This window comes from Myroides sp. C6-3 (assembly GCF_050522425.1).
In the GTDB taxonomy this organism is placed as follows: Bacteria; Bacteroidota; Bacteroidia; order Flavobacteriales; family Flavobacteriaceae; genus Flavobacterium.
In genome coordinates this window covers 73889-95154 of record NZ_JBMVQP010000012.1, presented here as the reverse complement: position 1 = coordinate 95154, position 21266 = coordinate 73889, and the positions used below count along the sequence as shown (strand labels likewise).

The window sequence follows — 21266 nt, the reverse complement described above, 5'->3', positions numbered from 1 at the left end:
GCTCATCTCTTTATTATTTGAGACAAACTTACTATCTTACATCATCTTATGAAATATGTGGTTGCTCGGGTGCATACGCAAATAGAACTCTAGGTGATAAATGGGAACTAAAAGCAGGACTACGAGCTGAGGCAACACAAAATAAGGGGTATTCTTCTAGTATTAATCAAACAAATAAGAATAATTATGTAAAACTATTTCCTACTTTTTATATTTCTTACGCATTAAATGAAGTACATAGTTTTTTTTTTCAATATGGAAGAAGAGTTGAACGTCCATCATATTCTAATTTAAATCCTGCTCGTTGGTATTTAAATGCAAATTCTTATGAAGAAGGAAATCCTTTTTTACAACCCTCTCTGCGAGATAATATAGAGTTATCCTATATGTATGGAAATCTGTTTTACACAAATATTTCATTTTCAAGAGCAAATGATGGATTTGGTCAATTAACCATCCATAATGAAGAAAATGATTTTCAAAAATTTATTCGGCTAAATTATTATTCATCAGATGATATTACTTTTTATGAGTATACCAATTTTAATATTTTGAATTGGTGGAATTCTGCTATTGATTTAACTGTGTTTTACAGTCAAACCAAGACGAATACAGCATATTTAGAGGAGAAGTATTCTGGATGGGGAGCTTATTTTTCTACAACTCAAAATTTTTCACTAAATAAAGAGAAAACACTTTTTGCTGAAGTTGTTTATGAACAGGATTTTCCAAAGAAATTTATAGAAAGTAAAACAAGTTCAAGTTCTAATTTAGCGGTAGGTATTACTGTATTCTTGCAGGATAAAAAATTACAAGCTACGTTAAAAGCTAATAATATTTTAGGGTCAGATAGAGCTAAAATTTCAAATGTGACGCAACATATTGCACAATCTTTCCGTCAATATTATGACACACAATATGTTGTGTTTTCTATGTCTTATAAAATAGGAAATTCAAATATCGGTTTGAAACAAACAACTACTAGTAATGAAGAAGAAAAACATAGATTAAACTAAAAAGTCTAACAAATGATCTGAGGACTATAAATTAAAAAAGATCTATAATATTAATTTTTTAAATTATGAAAAACAAAGATTTAATTTCTAGATTAAATGATTTAAAAAAATCGAAATCTATTGAGAGTATAGAAGGCTCTATGCTAAATGGAATTAGAGGAGGTCAAGGGAAGTTAGAAATTCCTTGTTCTACAAAATCTAAGTGTGGAAAAAATTCTGCATGTAATGGAAATAATTAGAACGACCTAAAAGTTGATACAGGTGATTTTTTTTGCCTGTATCAATATTTACTATTTTAATAAAATAAAAAACTATGAAATATAAATTATCTAAATATGTAGTAATTACTGATTCTTTTATTGATCATAAAGAGAGTCAAAAATTAGTATATTCTACAAGAACAGGAGATGTCATCATACTCAATAATGAAACTATAAAAAAACTGATAAACAATAATTTTTATACTTTAGAAGATCATCTAATAGATCGACTAATATTTTCTGAGATAGTTGTACCTGAATTAGAAGATGAATTGGATACCGTATTAAATGAATTTGAAATTTCAAAATTAGACAGTGATATTTTATCCATGACAATTACTCCTTCTGCTAATTGTCAATTAGGGTGCGAGTATTGTGGACAAGTGCACAGTAAATTGAGTATAACGAAGGGTTTGTCAGAAAAAATTTTTGATTATATTAAAAATAAACTATCCCTTAAGGAATATTCAGGTTTAGATATTGTTTGGTATGGTGCTGAACCTTTGATGGGAATCAATGCGATAAGGGATTTAAGTGAGCGACTTTTAAATTTATGTAGCAATAATGATCTAAGTTACAGTGCTTCTATGATAACAAATGGTTTGAATTTGAATAGAAGAAATTTTCAAGATTTAGTAGCAAATATGCAGATTAAAAGTTTTCAAATCACCATAGATGGAACTCAAGATACGCATGATAAAAGTAGATTCACGAAAAAGAAAGAACCTACTTTTGAGTTTATTGTGAGAAATATTGTTAATGCTATTAATGATCCTCTTTATGAAAAAGAGAATGTATCTATTCTAATTCGTGTTAATGTTCATGAAAATAATTATTTAGAAGTAGATAAATTATTAGATTTTTTTCATGATTTGAAAATTCAAGATAAAATACAAATGAGTTTTGCTGCTGTTCATGACTGGGGAAATAATAATGCAAATAAAAAAATAGGTTTAAGTATGGCACATTTTGCTGATTTAGAAATTGGATGGTTTTTAAAAATGAAAGAGCTAAATTTTAGAAAGCATGAGTTAGTTCCTCAAAGAACTTTTAGTACTTGTATGACTACTTCAGAAAATAACGAATTAATAGATGCAAAAGGTGAAATCTCATATTGTTGGGAGGTGCCTTATACTCCAGATTTCGAATCTAATAATGATTTGATAATTGGAAATGTGTCAGATCAAAGTATTCATTTAAAAGACAGTCAAGACATGCCTTTAAGAAATTGGTATAATGATATAAGAAATAAAAATAACAATAGTGAGAATTGTAATGCATGCGAGTTTTTACCAGTTTGTGGAGGGCATTGCCCAATATCATGGTTTAAAGGAATTAGAGCATGTCCTTCTTTCAAATTAAATATTGAGGATAAACTTATTATGCAATATATTGAGGATGGTGAATTACTAAATATTAATAAAAGATGATTTTAGATATTAAAAAAAATTTAGAAAAAGAGATTTTAAGTCCTACAAAGAAGAATCAATTTGAGAGAAAACATATTTTTTATGATATTAAAAATATAGTAATTAACAATTCAAATAAAGAAAATACGATTGATTTATATTATTGTTTTTCTTTATATGAAAAAAACTTGAGCTTGTGTAGAACGAATAATTTAGATCTTGCTGCATTTTGGATTTCTAAGGTTGATGTAGCTCATTCACAATTGTCTAATAATCTCTTTCAACACCTTAACCTTTTGTATCTTCCAATGGTTGCTTTTTATCATTACAAAAGAAAGAATTATAGTTTAACTTTGAATTTATTGTCTGATGAAATACTGTAGGCATATTCAATTTTAAGAGATAATGAGAATTTAAGGTTGTCAATTACATTTGAACAAATAATTAATAAATATAGGGTGCTATTTGCTGCAAAGGATTATCAAACAGCACTTTCTTTAGCTATTGATTCTATTAATTGTATTGTGAATAATAAACCTTTTAAAGATGTTTATAAAGTTGAAATGAAATCGATTATTGAAGAGGGATATACAGAATATCTGCAATGGGCGGATTATATTATAAATAGTATAATTGAAAGAATTATACATGATAAAGAATTGTCAGAATTTGAAAAAAACAATATGATTTATCATGTTTTTAAGAATGTAGAACAAGTGGAAAATAAAAAGTTTTGTTATTTAAATATGGCAAAACAGAATATCGAATATTTTATTAAAAATAAAAAAAGTGAATTTATTGAGAGTTCATACAACCTATCAAAAAATATAAGCTCTTTACCAGCTGGGTTACAATTTTTTTTCCTTTATTCATTAGATGAAAATAATATTATAAATAAGAAATTACATGATGAATATATAGAAAAAGTACTTAAACGAGCTGTTTAAATTATGAAATTCATTCCTCAACATGATCAAATGGATTGTGGTCCTGCATGTTTAGCTATGGTTGCTTTGTTTCATGGTAAAGAATTTGACTTACAGTTTTTGCGTGATCAATGCTTTATTACAAGAGAAGGTGTGTCATTAATGGGACTAAGTGAGGGAGCTAATAAACTAGGTTTTAAAACTATGGCTGCTAGGTTAAAGCCAAACGATATTGATAATGAGTTTCTGCCTTGTATTTTACATTGGAACAGGAATCATTTTGTAGTATTATATAAAATTCATAAAAATTTTTTTTCACAAAAGAGTATTTATAAAATTGCTGATCCTGGATATGGACTTATTTCGCTGTCGGAAGAAAATTTCATTTCATCTTGGTTGGCTAGAGATGACAAAGGGGTATCGCTTTTTTTGACACCAACTTCGTTTTTTTTTGAACAAAAAAACAAAAAATTGGTTAAAATAAATATGAGGCATCTATTTGATTATTTAAAATTATTTAAAAAATATTTTTTTTGGTTGTTTGTACTTTTAACACTTAGTTCTTTTATCTCTCTTGGATTTCCAATTTTGACTAAACAATTAATAGATGAGGGTGTGAATAAAAAGAATTTATCATTGATAACTTTTATTTTGTTAGCACAGTTAACCTTTTTCTTTGGAAATATAGTCTTTGCAGCTTTTCAAAATTGGATTATGCTTATCATTGGAACAAAAATTAATATCAAGATTATATCCGATTTTTTAAAAAGGACTCTTCGTTTACCTATTATTTTTTTTGAGACAAAAAAGACAGGAGATTTCAGCCAACGTATTCAAGATCATGAAAAAATAGAATATTTTTTAACTTCGGAGAGTTTACTGACTTTGTTTTCAATGCTGACTTTTTTTGTTTTTTTTGGTGTTTTGTGGTATTATAATTTTTGTATGATGGTTGTTTATTTTAGTTTAACTATAATTTCGATTTTGTGGTCTTTTTATTGGATGAGAAAGAGAAAAATATTAGACTATTTTCGTTTTCAACAAAGGAGTGAAAATCAAGAAAATATTTATGAAATAATCAAAGGCGCTTCAGAAATGAAATTGAATCAGTATGAGGATTTTAAGCGTAAAGAATGGGAGAAAATTCAGGAGAGACTTTTTAAAACTAATATGCGTATTCTGAAACTTGATCAAATACAACTTTCAGGATTTGATTTTATAAATCAATTAAAAAATATTATAGTGACTTTCTTTGCGGCATATTTAGTTGTCTATAGTAAAATGTCATTAGGTGCTTTGTTGAGTGTATCTTATATTATTGGACAAATGAACTCTCCGATTAATCAACTAATCTCTTTTTTTCGTTCACTACAGGATGCTAAACTCAGTTTAGCTAGGCTAAATGATGTTCAAAATCATAAAGAAGAAGAACAAGAGTATTTTAATAAAATCAAAATTAATTTTGAAAAGTCAGATAATGAGAATAGCCTAAGCGGAATTAGATTTTCCAATGTAACCTTTCAGTATGAAGGACCTAAATCTAGGACTATATTAGACCGTGTTAATTTATACTTTCCAGAAGGAAAAGTTACAGCTATTGTAGGTGCGAGTGGAAGTGGTAAAACTACTTTAATGAAATTGCTTCTAAAGTTTTACGAACCAACACAAGGGAATATTTATTATAATGAAGAGAATCTTTCTAAATTATCCCCAAGAAGTATTAGGGAAAATTGTGGAGTCGTAATGCAAGATGGATATATTTTTTCTGATACGATTGAGCGTAATATAGCTATGGGGGATGAAATAATTGATAATGTAAAAATGAAAAATGCTATCAATATCGCTAATATAGATGAATTTATTAACGAGTTACCTCTTGGAATTAGTACAAAAATAGGTGCAGCAGGTAATGGAATTTCAGGAGGGCAAAAACAAAGAATATTAATTGCACGAGCTATATATAAAAACCCACATTTTATTTTTTTTGATGAAGCTACTTCTGCTTTAGATGCGGAAAACGAAAAAAAGATTCATGATAATTTACAGATTTTTTTTAAGAGTAAGACTGTTATAATTATAGCTCATCGACTTTCTACAGTTAGAGATGCTGACAATATAATTGTGTTTGGAAAAGGAAAAGTGCTGGAACAAGGCAACCACGAGGAATTAGTATCTATTAAAGGAGAATATTACAATTTGGTAAAAAATCAACTAGCGCTAGGAGATTAATTATAAAAAACAGATTTTTTTATAAACCAAAACAATAGAAGCACATTAGCGTGTTATTCTATACTTTTTTAGTGCAATAGATTAAAAAAATATAGAGCTATAACGTTTTGGTTTCTAATAAACTTGTTTGTAAAAGATGCGGTAGCTCATACTATATGTTATGAACAACCGCATTTTCAAACGCTTCAATGCTCAACGCATTTTTTACATCGTATGATCCGATTTTTGTGCGACGCAAGGCAGTTAAATGACCACCGCTTTGTAGTTTTTCTCCAAAATCAAAAGACAGTGAACGAATATACGTTCCCTTGGAGCAAGCCACTCTAAAGTCAATTTCAGGTAGTGCAATACGCGTTAATTCAAAATCGGAGATTGTGATAGGACGGGTACTAATTTCGACCTCTTCTCCATTTCTTGCGTGTTCATACAAGCGCTTACCATCTTTTTTCAAGGCAGAGAAAATAGGAGGACGCTGTTGGGTGGTACCCAAGAAACTAGTTCTTGTTTGTTCGATCATCTCTTGCGTAATATGATCGATAGGAAAGGTCTGATTAACTTCAGTTTCTAAGTCGTAAGAAGGTGTTGTTGCACCCAAATAAAACGTTCCGGTATACTCTTTTTCTTGCCCTTGTAACTCCGTAATTGTTTTAGTGGCTTTTCCTGTACAGATCAGCAACAATCCGGTTGCTAGTGGATCTAAAGTTCCGGCATGACCAACTTTAATCTTTTTTAGTCCGTATTCCTTTTTTAAGAGCCATTTAATTTTGTTTACGGCTTGAAAGGACGACCAGTGTAAAGGCTTGTCAATTAATAAGACTTGCCCTTCTTGAAAAGCTTCTGCTGAAAATTGCATGTTTAATTTTTTAAGTATCCGAAGTAAACAAGTAGGATAACCCCAGCAATGATGCGGTAGTATCCCCAAGGTTTAAATCCGTATTTTTTGATGATTCCAATGAAAAATTTAATGGCAACGATAGATACAATAAAGGCCAAAACGTTTCCTAAAAGGAATAATTTTAAGTTGTCACTGTTTTCGAAAAGGAGTTCATATCCCATTTTTCCAGACTCGTATTTTTTCAATACAATGGAATATACCGTTACCGCAGCCATCGTTGGAACAGCCAAGAAAAAGGAGAATTCTGCAGCTACTTGACGAGATAAGCCTTGTTGCATTCCTCCAATGATAGAGGCTGCAGAGCGACTCGTGCCTGGCATCATAGCCAAACACTGCCAAAAACCAATGCTTATCGCTTGTTTTACCGTGATGTCCTCTTCTCGAGTAGTTTTGGGGTTTTTGAAGAATTTATCGATAAAAATTAGAACAAAACCACCTACAATAAGCATAATAGCAATGTAAATAGTTTCCCCTAAAACAGCGTCGATGGTTTCGTCAAAAAGCTTACCCAATACCAAAGCTGGAATTACTGCTAGTACTAATTTCTTATAGAATGAAATACGAGTGAAATCAAAAAACTTACGCCAGTATAGCACAACAACGGCTAAAATTGCACCGAATTGAATAGCGGTTTGAAAAAGTTTGACGAAATCATCTTCCTGAATCCCGTAATAGGAGCTCAAAAATACCATGTGAGCCGTAGATGAAACGGGTAAATATTCAGTAAGCCCTTCTACAATGGCTAGAAGGATAGCTTGTATTAAATCCATAAAATTAGTTTGTTATGATTGTTTTTTGTCTTTTTTAAAAATTGAATATACAGCAACACCTATACCGATAAAGAATACCGCAGGTGCCAAGTGAATGCGTCTAAAGCTGTAGATCTCTTCATTAAATTGGGTAGGATCGTCATTCGAAGCTCCTCCCATTAGGATGAAACTCAACGCAATAATGGCAAAGCTAGCCAATAACAACGTGTAATTTTGTTTCGCAAACAAAAAACCGGAAGGGGTATTGTCTTTTTTCATATTTAATAAAGTTCGTCTGATTTAAGATTTAAGAATCGCTGTGTAGCGAAAAATGTACTAATGGTTGTAATGATAATTCCCATTAAGATTAAGCCCAATCCGACCACAACTAAAGGGGTGTAATTGGTCGTAGGATTTAGTTCTAGATCAGGGAATTTTTTATCGAGGTAAAGCGTTAAAGCAACTAGGGCAATAACGGCTAATATCGAGCCTAGAAGACCTAAACGAATACTGTGCCAAATAAAAGGACGGCGAATAAAGCGTTTAGTCGCCCCGACCATTTGCATGGTTTTGATTGTAAAACGACTAGAAAAAATCAACAAACGCAAAGAACTGTTGATTAACAACATGGAAATAATGGTGAGTACCCCCGCAAGAATCAATACCCAATTGGTAATGCGCTTGATGTTATTATTTACCAGTTCCACTAGTTGTTTATCATACAATATTTCATCCACATGTGGTGCCTCTAGGAGGCTTTTTTCGATGTTTACTAAACTGTCACGCACAACATAATCCCCATTGAGGTAGATGTCATATGAGTTTTGTAGGGGGTTATATCCCAGGAATTCCAGGAAATTTTCACCTAAATCCTCCTTTTGACTCTCAGCCGCTTCTTCTTTTGAAACAAAATTGAAGGTTTTGATATACGGGGATGCATTGAGTTTTTTTGTAAATTGATCAAAATCACTTTTAGAAGCCTTATCTGTAAAGAAGATCGTCATCGGAATATTCTCACGAAAGTTATTTGAGATTCGCTCTGAGTTAATGACAAATAGACTCAAGGCTCCCAATAAGGTGAGAACCAGGAAAATACTAAGTATTACAGAAAAATATGACGAAATTAGTTTTCGCTTTTGGTATTTTTCATAAGTAGACGTCATAGTGCAATTTTTAAAGCTGTAAAATTAAGAAACAAAAATGTTTTTAAAAGATAATAACGATTAAACTTTTCTAATTGTTATAAATATAGTTTATTTCTTTGTATTTTGTATGATAATAGAAGGGAAATCGACGATGCATCAGAAATTGTACACCGGGTAAAACTGAAAAAGGATGAGAGAATCCGTGTTTCTGATCGTATGTAAGTGGAAGAAGGAGACGACTATGTGATTGAATAAAGTACGGGGCAAAGTAAACTTGATGAACCTTCACTTGTTTTTGTGAATAATGATCCGAATTGAACAATGTAAATCGTTGAGACATACACTGATTTCTTCCTTGTTGTTAGGAGGGTTGTGCTATTTTTTTATCGCGGTTTTTCAACCGTTTGGGACGTATAACTTTGTCCGTGCTAATAAATATTTACTCCTGTTGCCTTATGGATTTTTTGGCTTTTCAAGTTTTTTATTGAGCGATTTGTTATTTCCTCAATCCGATAAGGCTTGGAGTTGGAAAAGGGAAGTGAAACAAGCTAGTTTTGTTTTGCTTAGCTGTTCGATTTGGAGCTATTGGTATAATAGCAAGGTAATTTATGCCTATGAACTAACTTTTTTAGGTTGGTTGGAAATGTTGTTTTATACGTTGTTGATTGGCTTGCCTGTTTATGCCATTCACAGCTTACTTCAATACGTAATTACTAGAGAAGAATATGAAAGAGCTGCCGTTGCAGTTGAATGTGAAACAAGTGGTGAGATAAGGGATAAAGAAGCAGAAAAACAAGCATCTGTCGTATGGATCAAAACAGCTATTTTACAGGAAACGTATCAGTTGAATGAAGTTGATTTTATCTATGCTCAATCCGAAGGAAACTACTGCACCGTTTACTATCTAGAACGAGGGGAGATTAAGCAACAACTGATGCGTTTGCCCCTAAAAAAATTAAAAGAACAACTTACCTTAAACAGCATACAATATTGTCATCGTTCCTACTTAATCAATGTGAACTACCTTATTGGAGTAAAAGGAAACGCACAAGGAGGAAAGTTGTATTTAAAGAAAATACAGCAGGAAGTTCCAGTTTCTAGAACGTATATTCAAGCTTTGAAATTATATAACCCTTAGTTCTTTAAAGGATACTTGCCTGTATTGTTGGCTAGCTATTCCCCTGTGTTTGTTGTTCGTCCCAAAAGGTTGTCGTTCGTCCCAAACTTGTTTATAGTGTAGTTTTAATGTGCAGTTTTGCTGTGTTAATTGAAATACACAGAAAATGAAAAGAATGGTATTCGCTGTATTGATAAGCGTATTTAGTTTTTTTAATTGTCAAGGGAAGGTAGAAGAGCGAGAGGATCCGCTAGGGGGGGATTGGAAAGTAGAATTTACCCATCCTGACATCGGTCAAGTGCGTTTGATTTTATCGATAGCGGTAAAAGAGAACACCTTTCAGGCACATACGCGAAAGGGAGCTGATCAAATCATTTTAGGTCGTTGGACTTCTTTTTTAGGTCGTACATTCACCTCGTCTTTCAAAGAAGGGCGTTTTATCACCGTTGAGGAAGGGAAAATAACACGGCAAGATGATCGTATGTTGCTCGATGGAATCTTTCGTTCTCCGTTGGGTAATTACTATTTTAAAGGGACAGTAGAGGAAGGAATACTACAGGTTAATCTGACGACAAAAAGCGAAGTGGTGCGTGCAACTTTGATTGGCGCCCCCTTAGCGGAGTCTTTGCCTTTGGCTGATTATCAAGGGATAATAAATCAGGTGTTTACGGATACAGAACAGTATCTTTATAATCGCCGTTTGATTGAAAGTAAAGCATGGCAGAGATTTAAGAGTAAAATGAAGGATATTTCTGCAGAAGTTCACGATGACTTAGAACTTGTTTTTGCTTTTTATTACTACGCACAGCAACTTCCCTTTTCTCATTTTGCCTTAGTTAGGGGTACCATGGAAGGTACAACGACTGGAGGAAATGACAAACAATGGAGCTTTGAGGATAAAGGGAAGGGAATTGGCTTGTTGACTATTCGCAGTTTTGGCGGTTCGGTGGAGGAGATGCGAGAGGCTTTTCACTTGATTGAGCAGCGGAATACGACCCGTTTACTTGTCGATTTGAGAGGGAATGTCGGTGGATCCATTGAAGCAGGGTTGACTTTTGTGAATCACGTTGCGACTACTGCGTATGATGGAGGTTTTTTTTTAACGCGTCAATGGTTTGTACAACATTCCAAACTTCCCACTGCAGCACAGCGATCTAACTTTACTTCTTTTAGTGATCCGAATGTAACTGCGTTAATGGAGAATATACATCGACAGGAGGGCATTGCCTTGGTGGCAGAACCTTCAAGTATAGCTAGGTTTACGGGTGATTTATATTTGCTAGTTGACAGAAAAACAGCTAGTACGGCAGAACCTCTCGTATATGCGCTTCAAGCTGAAGGACGTGCGGTGGTGGTGGGGGAAAAGACAGCAGGTGCTATGTTGAATAGCGAGCGCTTTGTTTTGTCGGAAGGATTTACACTGGTCTTGCCAACGGCGGATTATTATACTGCTGATGGAAAGCGATTGGATCAAATAGGCGTACAACCCACATTCGATGTGCCTGGGGATGAAGCACTAGATTATGTAATGAATCAGCTGATTAAAAATCAATAAACAGCACTTCTCTATTGATTTGTTGTAAGTAAGTGAATTAAAGTTTTCTCTTTCTTAATAATATAGTTTATTTTTGCGACAAGATGGCGTTTTTTTTCGAGTAGTTCGAAGGAGAACAGGTGTAATAAATGATATTTGTACTATGAAATACAATCCAAGCGAAATTGAAGCAAAATGGCAAAAGTTTTGGAAAGACAATCAAACTTTTAAAACCTCAAATCAATCTGATAAACCCAAGTACTACGTACTAGATATGTTTCCTTATCCATCAGGAGCAGGGCTGCATGTTGGACATCCACTAGGATATATCGCCTCGGATATTTTTGCAAGATATAAAAGACACAAAGGATTTAATGTATTACATCCTCAAGGATATGATAGCTTCGGATTACCGGCTGAGCAATACGCGATTCAAACAGGTCAACACCCTGCTATTACAACAGAAGTAAATATTGCCCGTTATAGAGAACAATTAGATCAAATCGGATTTTCTTTCGATTGGTCTCGTGAGATTCGTACTTCAAACGCGGACTACTATAAGCACACCCAGTGGATTTTTATTCAACTGTTCAATTCTTGGTACAATAAAGCATCGGATAAAGCGGAATCTATTGCGACGTTAATTGCGCTATTTGAGCAAAATGGAAATGCTGATGTTCATGCGGTTTGCGATGATGCGATTCAAGGGTTTACTGCAGCTGAGTGGAATGCGTTTTCTGTAGAAGAAAAGGAACGTATACTGTTGCAGTATCGTATGACCTATCTGGCAGAGACAGAAGTAAACTGGTGTCCAGCTTTGGGAACAGTATTGGCAAATGACGAAATCAAAGACGGTTTGTCTGAGCGCGGGGGGCATCCTGTAGTGCGTAAAAAAATGAAGCAATGGAGTATGCGTATTTCGGCTTATGCAGAGCGATTGTTACAGGGATTGAATACAATTGATTGGACAGAGAGCTTGAAGGAAAGTCAGCGCAATTGGATTGGAAAGTCAGTAGGTGCAACAGTTGTATTTAAAGTAAAGGAGTCAGACGATACAATCGAAGTGTTTACGACGCGTCCGGATACTATTTTTGGTGTGAGTTTTATGACGTTAGCGCCAGAGCACGACTTAGTTCGTAAAATTACTACAGCTCAACAAAAAGAAGCAGTTGAAGCTTATATCGAAGCGACTTCGAAAAGAAGTGAACGCGATCGTATGGCTGATGTGAAGAAGATATCAGGTGTTTTTACAGGAGCTTATGCGGAGCATCCGTTTACCAAAGAACCTATTGAAATTTGGATTGGAGATTATGTGTTAGCAGGGTATGGAACAGGTGCTGTTATGGCAGTTCCTGCTGGAGATACGCGTGATTATGCTTTTGCGAAACACTTTGGTATTGCAATTAAAAATATTTTTAACCAAGATATTAGCGAAGAAGCTTTTGCTGAAAAAGAAGGCTTTGTATTGGAGCATTCTGATTTCTTAAATGGATTGGAGTACAAAGAAGCTACGGCTAAAGCAATTGCTGCATTAGAAGAAGTAGGGCAAGGTAAAGGAAAGACAAATTATCGTTTGCGCGATGCGGTTTTTTCTCGTCAACGTTATTGGGGAGAACCTTTCCCTGTGTACTACGTGAACGGATTGCCTAAGATGATTGACCAAGCGTATTTGCCAATCGTATTGCCAGAGGTTGAAAAGTACTTGCCAACAGAAGATGGGCAACCGCCATTAGGAAACGCACACACATGGGCATGGGATACCGTTAACAACCAAGTTGTTTCCAATGACGAAATAGATGAAAAAACAGTATTTGCATTAGAATTGAATACAATGCCTGGATGGGCAGGTTCTTCTTGGTATTGGATGCGTTATATGGATCCGACAAATGAAGAATTTATCGCTTCTGAAAAAGCGTTAGACTACTGGCAAAATGTAGATCTATATATAGGGGGAAGTGAGCATGCAACAGGACACTTGTTGTATAGCCGTTTCTGGAATAAATTTTTAAAAGATATCGGTGTCGCTCCTACAGAAGAACCTTTCGCAAAATTGATCAATCAAGGAATGATCTTGGGAACTTCAGCTTTTGTTTATCGAATTGAAGGAACAAATACTTTCATTTCAAAAGATAGGATTAAAGACGAGAAAGTTCAACAACTGTATGCTTATGTTGGTTTAGTGAACAATTCGTCTGAATTGGATATGGAGGGATTCAAAGCTTGGAGACCTGATTATGCTACAGCAGAATTTATTTGCAATGCCAATGGAAAATATATTGTAGGACACGAAGTAGAGAAAATGTCAAAGTCTTACTATAACGTTGTAAACCCAGACGACATCTGTCAGGAGTATGGAGCAGATACGCTGCGTTTGTACGAAATGTTCTTAGGTCCTTTAGAGCAAGCGAAACCTTGGAATACAGCAGGTATTTCGGGAGTGTTTGGTTTCTTAAAAAAACTGTGGAGATTGTATGCAGATGATACAGCAGTAGTTGTTGTGGACAAAGAGCCTACAAAAGAGATGTATAAGTCCCTACATAAAACAATTAAAAAAGTACAAGAAGATATAGAGGCTTTTTCATTCAATACATCAGTGTCTCAATTTATGATTTGCGTGAACGAGTTAGGACAACAGAAATGTCATCACCGCGCTATCTTAGAACCTCTAGCTATTTTGGTTGCACCCTATGCGCCGCATATTGCAGAAGAGCTTTGGAGTATGCTAGGATATAAAGAAACTATTTCGGATCAGCCATTCCCTGAGTTTAAAGCGGCGTACTTAGTTGAAGATGCCAAAGAATACCCTGTTTCTTTTAATGGAAAGATGCGTTTCAAAATTGAGCTAGCGTTGGATTTAAGTGTAGAGGAAATCGAAAAGATTATTTTGGCGGATGAAAGAACACAAGCGCAATTGCAAGGACGCGAACCGAAAAAGTTAATTGTCGTTCCTGGAAAAATTATAAATATCGTTGGGTAAGTGTGACCAACAAGTGAGGATATAAAAAATCCCGTTGTACAATACAACGGGATTTTTTATTTTATTTTCCTGGACGCAATAATAGAGCGTTCTCAAAATCCTTTTTAATGGTTTGAAGATAGCGTTCAGCTTCTAAACGCGTCTTGAAATTTCCTGCCAAAACTTTGTAGGAAGGATTGGAGTAAATTACGGTGGCTTCCATCTCTGGATAAAGTCGTTTAAAACGAATCAAGGCTGCTTTTGCTTGATCGTTTTTTCCGTAAAAAATCTGAATGTTGTATTTATCCGTGTTCAGTGATGAAGATGTAGTGTTTCTTTTCGCTTCAACGAGTTTTTTTATGGCTAAAGGCTCTTGAATCGCGTTATTTCTCTCTTGTGCATAACTTATTGTATGCATAAAAAACAAGCAAAAAAGGACCGGAAATATTCTTAAAATTCTCATAATGAAATGTATTTGAAGCAAATTTACAATTATTCTTGAAAATTGCGTGAGATGGCTTTATTTAGAACGCGTATAAATTAAAGATTAAGGTCGTTAAAGGTTTTAAGAGTTATGCATAAATTGTATTTTTGTCGGAGTTTGTAAATAAGGTGTATTGAATAATAGTTGATTATCACTGTTATTAAAAAGACCAAGTTTAGTTGAAAATCAATTTATAACTATGAAAAAAGTGGGTAACCATAATTCGTTTTCAAAGATTTTATTCTTTTGTTTAGCATTAATGCTATCGTTTTCTACAATTTCGTTTGCTCAGGACGTAGCAAAGGGTAAGGAATTGTTTAATTCTAACTGTGCGGCATGTCATAAGTTGGACGGAGCTTCTACAGGACCTGCACTTCGTGGAGTTGTTGAACGTCACGACGGGGATGTAGAGTGGCTACACAAGTGGATTAAAAGTAGTTCGTCTTTGATTAAATCTGGTGACGCTCGTGCGGTAAAACTGTTCAATGAGTGGAACAAAGTTGTGATGAACGACTTCCCAGGTTTATCTGATCAAGATGTCGATGATATCTTGGCGTATGTATCTGAACCTAAAGCTGAGCCTGTAGTTGCTACTGGAGGTGCTGCTGCTCAAGGACAAGGAGGGGGTGGAGATGCGGTTTCTAATATGATTGTATTAGGAGCATTAGTAGTAGTGTTGTTGTTATTGGTAACGATGCTTTTCCTTGTTAAAAAAGTACTGAATAAAGTTGTTGAGGCAAATGGTTTAACAGAAGAAGTTCGTCAAACAGTTCCTGTATGGAAAGCGTTTGTGAAAAACCAATTCTTAGTAATTTGTTCTACTATCGTATTTGTTTTAATTGGATCGTATTTCGCTTATGGTTATATGATGCAAATTGGAGTAGATGAAGGGTATGAACCAGTTCAACCAATTCACTTCTCTCACAAAATTCACGCAGGAGATAACGGTATCGATTGTAAATACTGTCACTCGTCTGCAAGATCAAGTAAAACTTCAGGAATCCCTTCTTTGAATGTTTGTATGAACTGTCATAAAAGCATCAGTGAGTTTACAGGAGACGAAGGAACAGATTACGGTAAATACACACCGGAATTTTACACTGCTGAAATTCAAAAGTTATACGACGCTGTTGGATGGGATCCTTCAACTCAAAAATATACTGGTAAAGAGAAGCCTGTTAAATGGGTTCGTATTCATAATTTACCTGATTTCGTTTACTACAATCACTCACAACACGTAAATGTTGCTGGATTAGAATGTCAAACTTGTCACGGACCAGTTGAAGAAATGGAAATCATGAGACAACATTCTCCTTTGACGATGGGATGGTGTATTGACTGTCACAGAACAACAGATGTTAAGTTGAAAGACAATGCTTACTATGCGAAAATCCACGAAGAACTTGCAAACAAGTACGGAGTAGAGAAATTGACAGTTGCTCAAATGGGTGGGCTAGAGTGTGGTAAATGTCACTATTAAGAATTATTTAAGAATAAGAAGCTAATATTTATATACAATGGCATCAAACAAAAAATACTGGAAAAGTGTTGAAGAGCTGAATGATAATAGTTCTATTGTTGAGACGCTGAGAAACAATGAATTTGTTGAGGAAATTCCTACAGATGAATTTCTTGGAGACAAAAACAAATTGTCTTCTTCTTCAACAACTCGTCGAGACTTTTTGAAATATGTTGGTTTTTCAACAGCTGCAGCTACCTTAGCTGCATGTGAGGGACCAGTTATAAAATCAATTCCTTACGTGGTTCAGCCAGAGGAGATTATTCCTGGTATTGCTGACTACTACGCAACTACAATTGCAGATGGATTTGATTTTGTAAATGTTTTGGTTAAGACTCGTGAGGGTCGTCCAATCAAGATTGATAATAATAAACTTGCAAACGCATATTCAGGTGCGAATGCGCGTGTACATGCATCTGTACTTTCAATGTATGATAGCAAGCGTTTAACTGCACCGAAAATCGAAGGGAAAAATGCTTCTTGGGATGATGTAGATGCAAAGGTTAGAGCAAGTTTACAAGATGCTAAATCAACTGGAGGAAGTGTTGTATTGTTGACAAATACAATGGCAAGTCCTTCTACTGATAGATTAATCGAAAAGTTCATTGAAACTTATCCGAATGCTAAACACGTGGTGTACGATGCTGTTTCGTCTTCTGCTGCTGCAGATGCTTACGAGCAAGCTTACGGAAAACGCGGATTAGCGGATTATGATTTTGGAAAAGCAAGTGTAATCGTTTCTGTTGGTGCTGACTTCTTAGGAGATTGGCAAGGAGGTGGATATGATTCAGCATATGCTCAAAATCGTATTCCTAAAAATGGAGTAATGTCTAAGCATATTCAGATTGAGGCTAATATGAGTCTTTCTGGTGCAAATGCTGACGTTCGTATTCCATTAACTGTTGCAGAACAAAAAGCGGCATTAGTGAAATTGTACAACGCAATCGTAGGAGGGTCAGTTTCTTCTTCGAATACAGCGTACGACGAAGCAATCAATAAAGCTGCTAAACAAGTAAAAGCAGCAGGTTCAAAAGGAGTTGTTGTTACAGGTTTAGAAGATGTAAATGCTCAGTTGGTTGTTTTAGCAATAAACGAAGCGTTACAAGCGGAGGCTTTCTTACCAGAACAAACAAAATATGTAAGACAAGGTAATGCTGCAAAAGTAGCAGCGTTAATTAAAGAAATGAACGCAGGAAAAGTTCATACTTTAATTATGTCAGGAATCAACCCTGTATATACTTTGGCTGATCATGCTGCTTTCGTTGAAGGATTGAAGAAAGTAAAAACTTCAGTTAGCTTCACAATGAAAGAAGATGAAACTGCTTTAGAGACTACTATCGCTGCCGCTGCTCCTCACTATTTAGAGGCTTGGGGTGATGTGATGATTAAAAAAGGTCACTACTCAGTTACACAACCTACAATCAGACCATTATTTGATACAAGACAGTTCCAAGAGGCTTTATTGTTGTGGAATGGAAATAATACAGCGTATTATGACTATGTCAAAGAAACAAGTGCTTCTTATGTTTCTGGTTTAACTTGGAATCAATTAGTTCACGATGGTTTTGCTGTATCAGGTGAGAACGCAAAAGTAACAGCGTCTGCTGATTTCTCTTCTGCTGTTTCTGCTTTGAGTAAGGCGAAAAAAGGTGAAGGACTTGAATTAGTATTGTATACTAAAACAGGAATGGGAGATGGACAACAAGCAAACAACCCTTGGTTGCAAGAGTTCCCAGATCCAATCACGCGTGTTTCATGGGATAACTACTTAACAATCTCACGTGCTGATGCGGAAGCCTTAGGTATCGTAAACTTCCACGTAGCTAACGGTGGATTAGATGGTAGCTATGTTACAATTACTGCAAATGGTGTTACCTTAGAAAATGTACCTGCATTAATTCAGCCAGGTCAAGCGGCTGGAACAGTTGGTTTAGCTTTCGGATACGGAAGAAAAGCAAGCTTAAAAGAAGATATGCAAGTAGGGGTTAACGCTTATACGCTATATCACAACTTCGATAACGTACAAAATGTTACTGTGGCGAAAGCATCAGGAAACCATGAGTTTGCTTGTGTTCAGTTACAGAATACATTAATGAGTAGAGGGGATATCGTTAAGGATACTACCTTAGAAATTTTCAATACAAAAGATGTTGAGGAGTGGAATATCTTCCCAATGGTTTCTTACGATCACCAAGAAGTAAGAGCTTCTTCTGTTGATATTTGGGAATCATTCGATCGTACTGTAGGTCACCACTTTAACTTGTCAATTGATTTAAATGCTTGTACAGGATGTGGAGCATGTGTTATCGCATGTCACGCTGAAAATAACGTACCAGTAGTTGGTAAATCAGAGGTGAGAAGAAGTAGAGATATGCACTGGTTGCGTATTGATAGATATTATTCATCAGAAGATACTTTTGCTGAAGACGTAGACAAAAAGGTTAACGCTAAAGGTTTCTCAGAAGCTCGTTCTGCTTATATGGAGTTAGAGCATCCTGCAGATAACCCACAAGTTGTTTTCCAACCTGTAATGTGTCAGCACTGTAATCACGCACCTTGTGAGACTGTATGTCCAGTTGCAGCAACATCACACGGACGCCAAGGTCAAAACCATATGGCATATAACCGTTGTGTTGGAACTAGATACTGTGCAAACAACTGTCCTTATAAGGTAAGACGTTTCAACTGGTTCTTATATGCTCAAAATAGCGAATTCGATTACCACATGAATGACGATTTAGGACGTATGGTATTAAATCCAGACGTAGTGGTTCGTTCAAGAGGGGTAATGGAGAAATGTTCATTGTGTATTCAAATGACTCAAGCAACAATCTTGAAAGCGAAGAATGAAGGTAGAGCGGTTCGTCCTAACGAATTCGAAACTGCTTGTTCTGCAGCTTGTTCAAGTGGAGCTATGGTATTTGGAGATGTTAATGAAAAAGAATCAGAAATTACTAAATTAGCTGAATCAGATAGAAAATACCACCTGTTAGAGCACATTGGTACAAAACCAAATGTTTTCTATCACGTTAAGGTTAGAAATATCTAGTTTAAAAAGAATTATTAATTAAAGAAACATATAAAGGATTATGTCGTCACATTACGAAGCACCCATTAGAAAACCTTTAGTTATCGGTAAGAAATCTTACCACGATATAACTGTGGATGTGGCTAGACCTGTTGAAGGACGAGCAAATAAATTATGGTGGAGAGTATTCGCTATTGCTTTGTTAGCGTTCTTATGGGGGGTAGGCTGTATGGCTTACACCGTAGGAACAGGTATAGGTACTTGGGGATTAAATAAAACTGTTGGATGGGCTTGGGATATTACCAATTTCGTTTGGTGGGTTGGTATCGGTCACGCCGGTACGTTAATTTCTGCTGTATTATTATTATTCAGACAAAAATGGAGAATGGCTATTAACCGTTCTGCAGAGGCAATGACAATTTTCTCGGTAGTTCAGGCTGGTTTATTCCCGATCATACATATGGGACGCCCTTGGTTAGCATATTGGGTTTTACCTATTCCAAACCAATTCGGTTCGCTATGGGTAAACTTTAACTCACCGCTATTATGGGACGTTTTCGCGATTTCTACGTATTTATCAGTATCATTAGTTTTCTGGTGGACTGGTTTACTACCTGACTTCGCCATGTTACGTGATAGAGCTATCACGCCATTTACAAAAAGAGTTTATTCAATTTTATCTTTCGGTTGGTCAGGAAGAGCAAAAGATTGGCAACGTTTCGAAGAAGTTCACTTGGTATTGGCTGGTTTAGCTACACCACTTGTACTTTCTGTACATACAATTGTATCTTTTGACTTTGCTACTTCTGTGATCCCAGGATGGCATACAACCATTTTACCTCCGTACTTCGTTGCGGGTGCGATCTTCTCTGGATTCGCGATGGTAAACACATTGTTGATCATCATGAGAAAAGTATCCAACTTGGAAGATTATATCACGGTTCAACACATTGAGTTGATGAACATCATCGTAATGATTACGGGATCTGTAGTTGGGGTAGCTTATATTACAGAGTTATGGGTAGCTTGGTATTCAGGAGTAGAGTATGAACAATACGCTTTCTTAAACCGTGCATCTGGTCCATACTGGTGGTCTTATTGGTTGATGATGACATGTAACGTAATTTCTCCGCAAGTTATGTGGGTGAAGAAAATTAGAACAAACATTATGGCTTCGTTTATTATCTCAATCGTAGTAAACGTAGGGATGTGGTTCGAGCGTTTCGTAATTATCGTTACTTCGTTACACAGAGATTACTTACCATCATCTTGGACGATGTTCCAACCAACTTTTGTTGATGCTGGTATTTATATTGGAACAATCGGTTTCTTCTTCGTATTATTCTTGTTATACTCAAGAAGTTTCCCTGTAATTGCGCAAGCAGAGGTGAAAACTATCTTGAAATCATCAGGTGAATACTACAAAAAAGAAAGAGATAGTAAAGAAGGTCATCAATCATTAAATCACTAATTCGTTATGAGTAATAAGTTTATTCACGCAATATACAATGATGATGATGTGTTGTTAGATGCAGTTAAAGAAACAAGATCTGCTCACCATCACATTGAAGAGATATACACGCCTTTCCCAGTTCACGGACTAGACAAGGCGATGGGATTAAAACCAACTAGATTAGCTATTTGTGCATTCTTATACGGTTTAGTAGGTTTAGCATTTGGAACAAGCATGATGTATTTCATTATGATTGTTGATTGGCCACAAGACATTGGAGGTAAGCCTAGCTTTAGTTTTATCCAGAATATGCCGGCGTTTGTGCCTATTATGTTTGAGATGACGGTGTTATTCTCTGCTCACTTAATGGTTTTAACATTCTTCTTTAGAAGTAAATTATGGCCATTTAAATCGGCTGAGAATCCTGATGTAAGAACAACTGATGACCATTTCTTAATGGAGGTTGCTTTAAAAGGAGACGAAGATACTGCAATTGAATTCTTCAAAGGTACAGGAGCAGTTGAAGTTAAAGTAATTGAAAAGTAA

General features: G+C 35.2%; 18 protein-coding genes. 13 read left to right on the top strand and 5 right to left on the bottom strand.

What is annotated here, in order from left to right:
- From ACPDG9_RS07140 to ACPDG9_RS07115, 6 genes are all read left to right on the top strand, one after another.
- Positions 1–1016: outer membrane beta-barrel family protein (locus ACPDG9_RS07140; protein ID WP_430527067.1), on the top strand; the 1016-nt coding region annotated here is incomplete at its 5' end.
- A gap of 65 nt (positions 1017–1081) precedes the next feature.
- A complete protein-coding gene (locus ACPDG9_RS07135) occupies positions 1082–1255 on the top strand; it encodes a hypothetical protein (protein WP_182646863.1) in 174 nt (57 codons plus the stop codon).
- A 74-nt stretch (positions 1256–1329) separates the two neighbouring features.
- A complete protein-coding gene (locus tag ACPDG9_RS07130) occupies positions 1330–2706 on the top strand; it encodes a radical SAM protein (protein ID WP_430527066.1) in 1377 nt (458 codons plus the stop codon).
- Entirely contained in the window at positions 2703–3068 is a 366-nt protein-coding gene (locus ACPDG9_RS07125) for a hypothetical protein (RefSeq protein WP_430527065.1), read from the top strand. The genes ACPDG9_RS07130 and ACPDG9_RS07125 overlap by 4 nt, the downstream gene beginning before the upstream one ends.
- 36 nt (positions 3069–3104) lie before the next feature.
- Positions 3105–3632, top strand: a complete 528-nt coding sequence (locus tag ACPDG9_RS07120) for a hypothetical protein (RefSeq protein ID WP_430527064.1) — start codon at positions 3105–3107, stop codon at positions 3630–3632.
- 3 nt (positions 3633–3635) lie between these two features.
- Entirely contained in the window at positions 3636–5840 is a 2205-nt protein-coding gene (locus tag ACPDG9_RS07115) for a peptidase domain-containing ABC transporter (protein WP_430527063.1), read from the top strand.
- A gap of 151 nt (positions 5841–5991) precedes the next feature.
- On the opposite strand, the gene truB is transcribed toward ACPDG9_RS07115, so the two are convergent.
- Genes truB through ACPDG9_RS07095 form a run of 4 tightly spaced genes read right to left on the bottom strand, consistent with a single transcriptional unit; the run spans position 5992 to position 8647 of the window.
- Entirely contained in the window at positions 5992–6693 is a 702-nt protein-coding gene (gene truB / locus ACPDG9_RS07110) for a tRNA pseudouridine(55) synthase TruB (RefSeq protein WP_430527062.1), read from the bottom strand.
- 2 nt (positions 6694–6695) lie between these two features.
- Positions 6696–7505, bottom strand: coding sequence for an undecaprenyl-diphosphate phosphatase (locus tag ACPDG9_RS07105; RefSeq protein WP_430527061.1), 810 nt, complete (start codon positions 7503–7505; stop codon positions 6696–6698).
- A gap of 12 nt (positions 7506–7517) precedes the next feature.
- Positions 7518–7763 carry a DUF3098 domain-containing protein gene (locus ACPDG9_RS07100; protein WP_430527060.1) on the bottom strand — a complete coding sequence of 82 codons (246 nt, stop codon included), beginning with the start codon at positions 7761–7763 and terminating at the stop codon, positions 7518–7520.
- A 2-nt stretch (positions 7764–7765) separates the two neighbouring features.
- Positions 7766–8647, bottom strand: coding sequence for a cell division protein FtsX (locus ACPDG9_RS07095; protein ID WP_430527059.1), 882 nt, complete (start codon positions 8645–8647; stop codon positions 7766–7768).
- A 286-nt stretch (positions 8648–8933) separates the two neighbouring features.
- On the opposite strand from ACPDG9_RS07095, the gene ACPDG9_RS07090 reads away from it, so the two are divergent.
- From ACPDG9_RS07090 to leuS, 3 genes are all read left to right on the top strand, one after another.
- The gene (locus tag ACPDG9_RS07090) at positions 8934–9767 is read left to right on the top strand and encodes a LytR/AlgR family response regulator transcription factor (protein ID WP_430527058.1); all 834 of its coding nucleotides are present in this window, start codon (positions 8934–8936) and stop codon (positions 9765–9767) included.
- A 145-nt stretch (positions 9768–9912) separates the two neighbouring features.
- Complete coding sequence (locus ACPDG9_RS07085; RefSeq protein WP_430527057.1) at positions 9913–11301, top strand: S41 family peptidase; 1389 nt, start codon at positions 9913–9915, stop codon at positions 11299–11301.
- A gap of 142 nt (positions 11302–11443) precedes the next feature.
- Positions 11444–14257 (top strand): leucine--tRNA ligase, encoded by a 2814-nt coding sequence (gene leuS, locus ACPDG9_RS07080; RefSeq protein WP_430527056.1) that lies wholly within the window; start codon positions 11444–11446, stop codon positions 14255–14257.
- Positions 14258–14318: 61 nt separating this feature from the next.
- On the opposite strand, the gene ACPDG9_RS07075 is transcribed toward leuS, so the two are convergent.
- A complete protein-coding gene (locus ACPDG9_RS07075; RefSeq protein WP_430527055.1) occupies positions 14319–14654 on the bottom strand; it encodes an SPOR domain-containing protein in 336 nt (111 codons plus the stop codon).
- A gap of 265 nt (positions 14655–14919) precedes the next feature.
- Here ACPDG9_RS07075 and ACPDG9_RS07070 point away from each other — a divergent pair, with 265 nt between their 5' ends.
- From ACPDG9_RS07070 to ACPDG9_RS07055, 4 genes are read left to right on the top strand one after another with little or no spacing between them, the layout of a single operon-like run.
- On the top strand, positions 14920–16200 hold the full coding sequence (locus ACPDG9_RS07070) for a c-type cytochrome (RefSeq protein WP_430527054.1): 1281 nt from the start codon (positions 14920–14922) through the stop codon (positions 16198–16200).
- A gap of 37 nt (positions 16201–16237) precedes the next feature.
- Positions 16238–19288: a TAT-variant-translocated molybdopterin oxidoreductase gene (locus ACPDG9_RS07065; RefSeq protein ID WP_430527053.1), complete on the top strand. Its 3051-nt coding sequence runs from the start codon at positions 16238–16240 to the stop codon at positions 19286–19288.
- Between the two features lie 40 nt (positions 19289–19328).
- A complete protein-coding gene (gene nrfD / locus ACPDG9_RS07060; protein ID WP_182646877.1) occupies positions 19329–20738 on the top strand; it encodes an NrfD/PsrC family molybdoenzyme membrane anchor subunit in 1410 nt (469 codons plus the stop codon).
- A 6-nt stretch (positions 20739–20744) separates the two neighbouring features.
- The gene (locus tag ACPDG9_RS07055; RefSeq protein ID WP_182646878.1) at positions 20745–21266 is read left to right on the top strand and encodes a DUF3341 domain-containing protein; all 522 of its coding nucleotides are present in this window, start codon (positions 20745–20747) and stop codon (positions 21264–21266) included.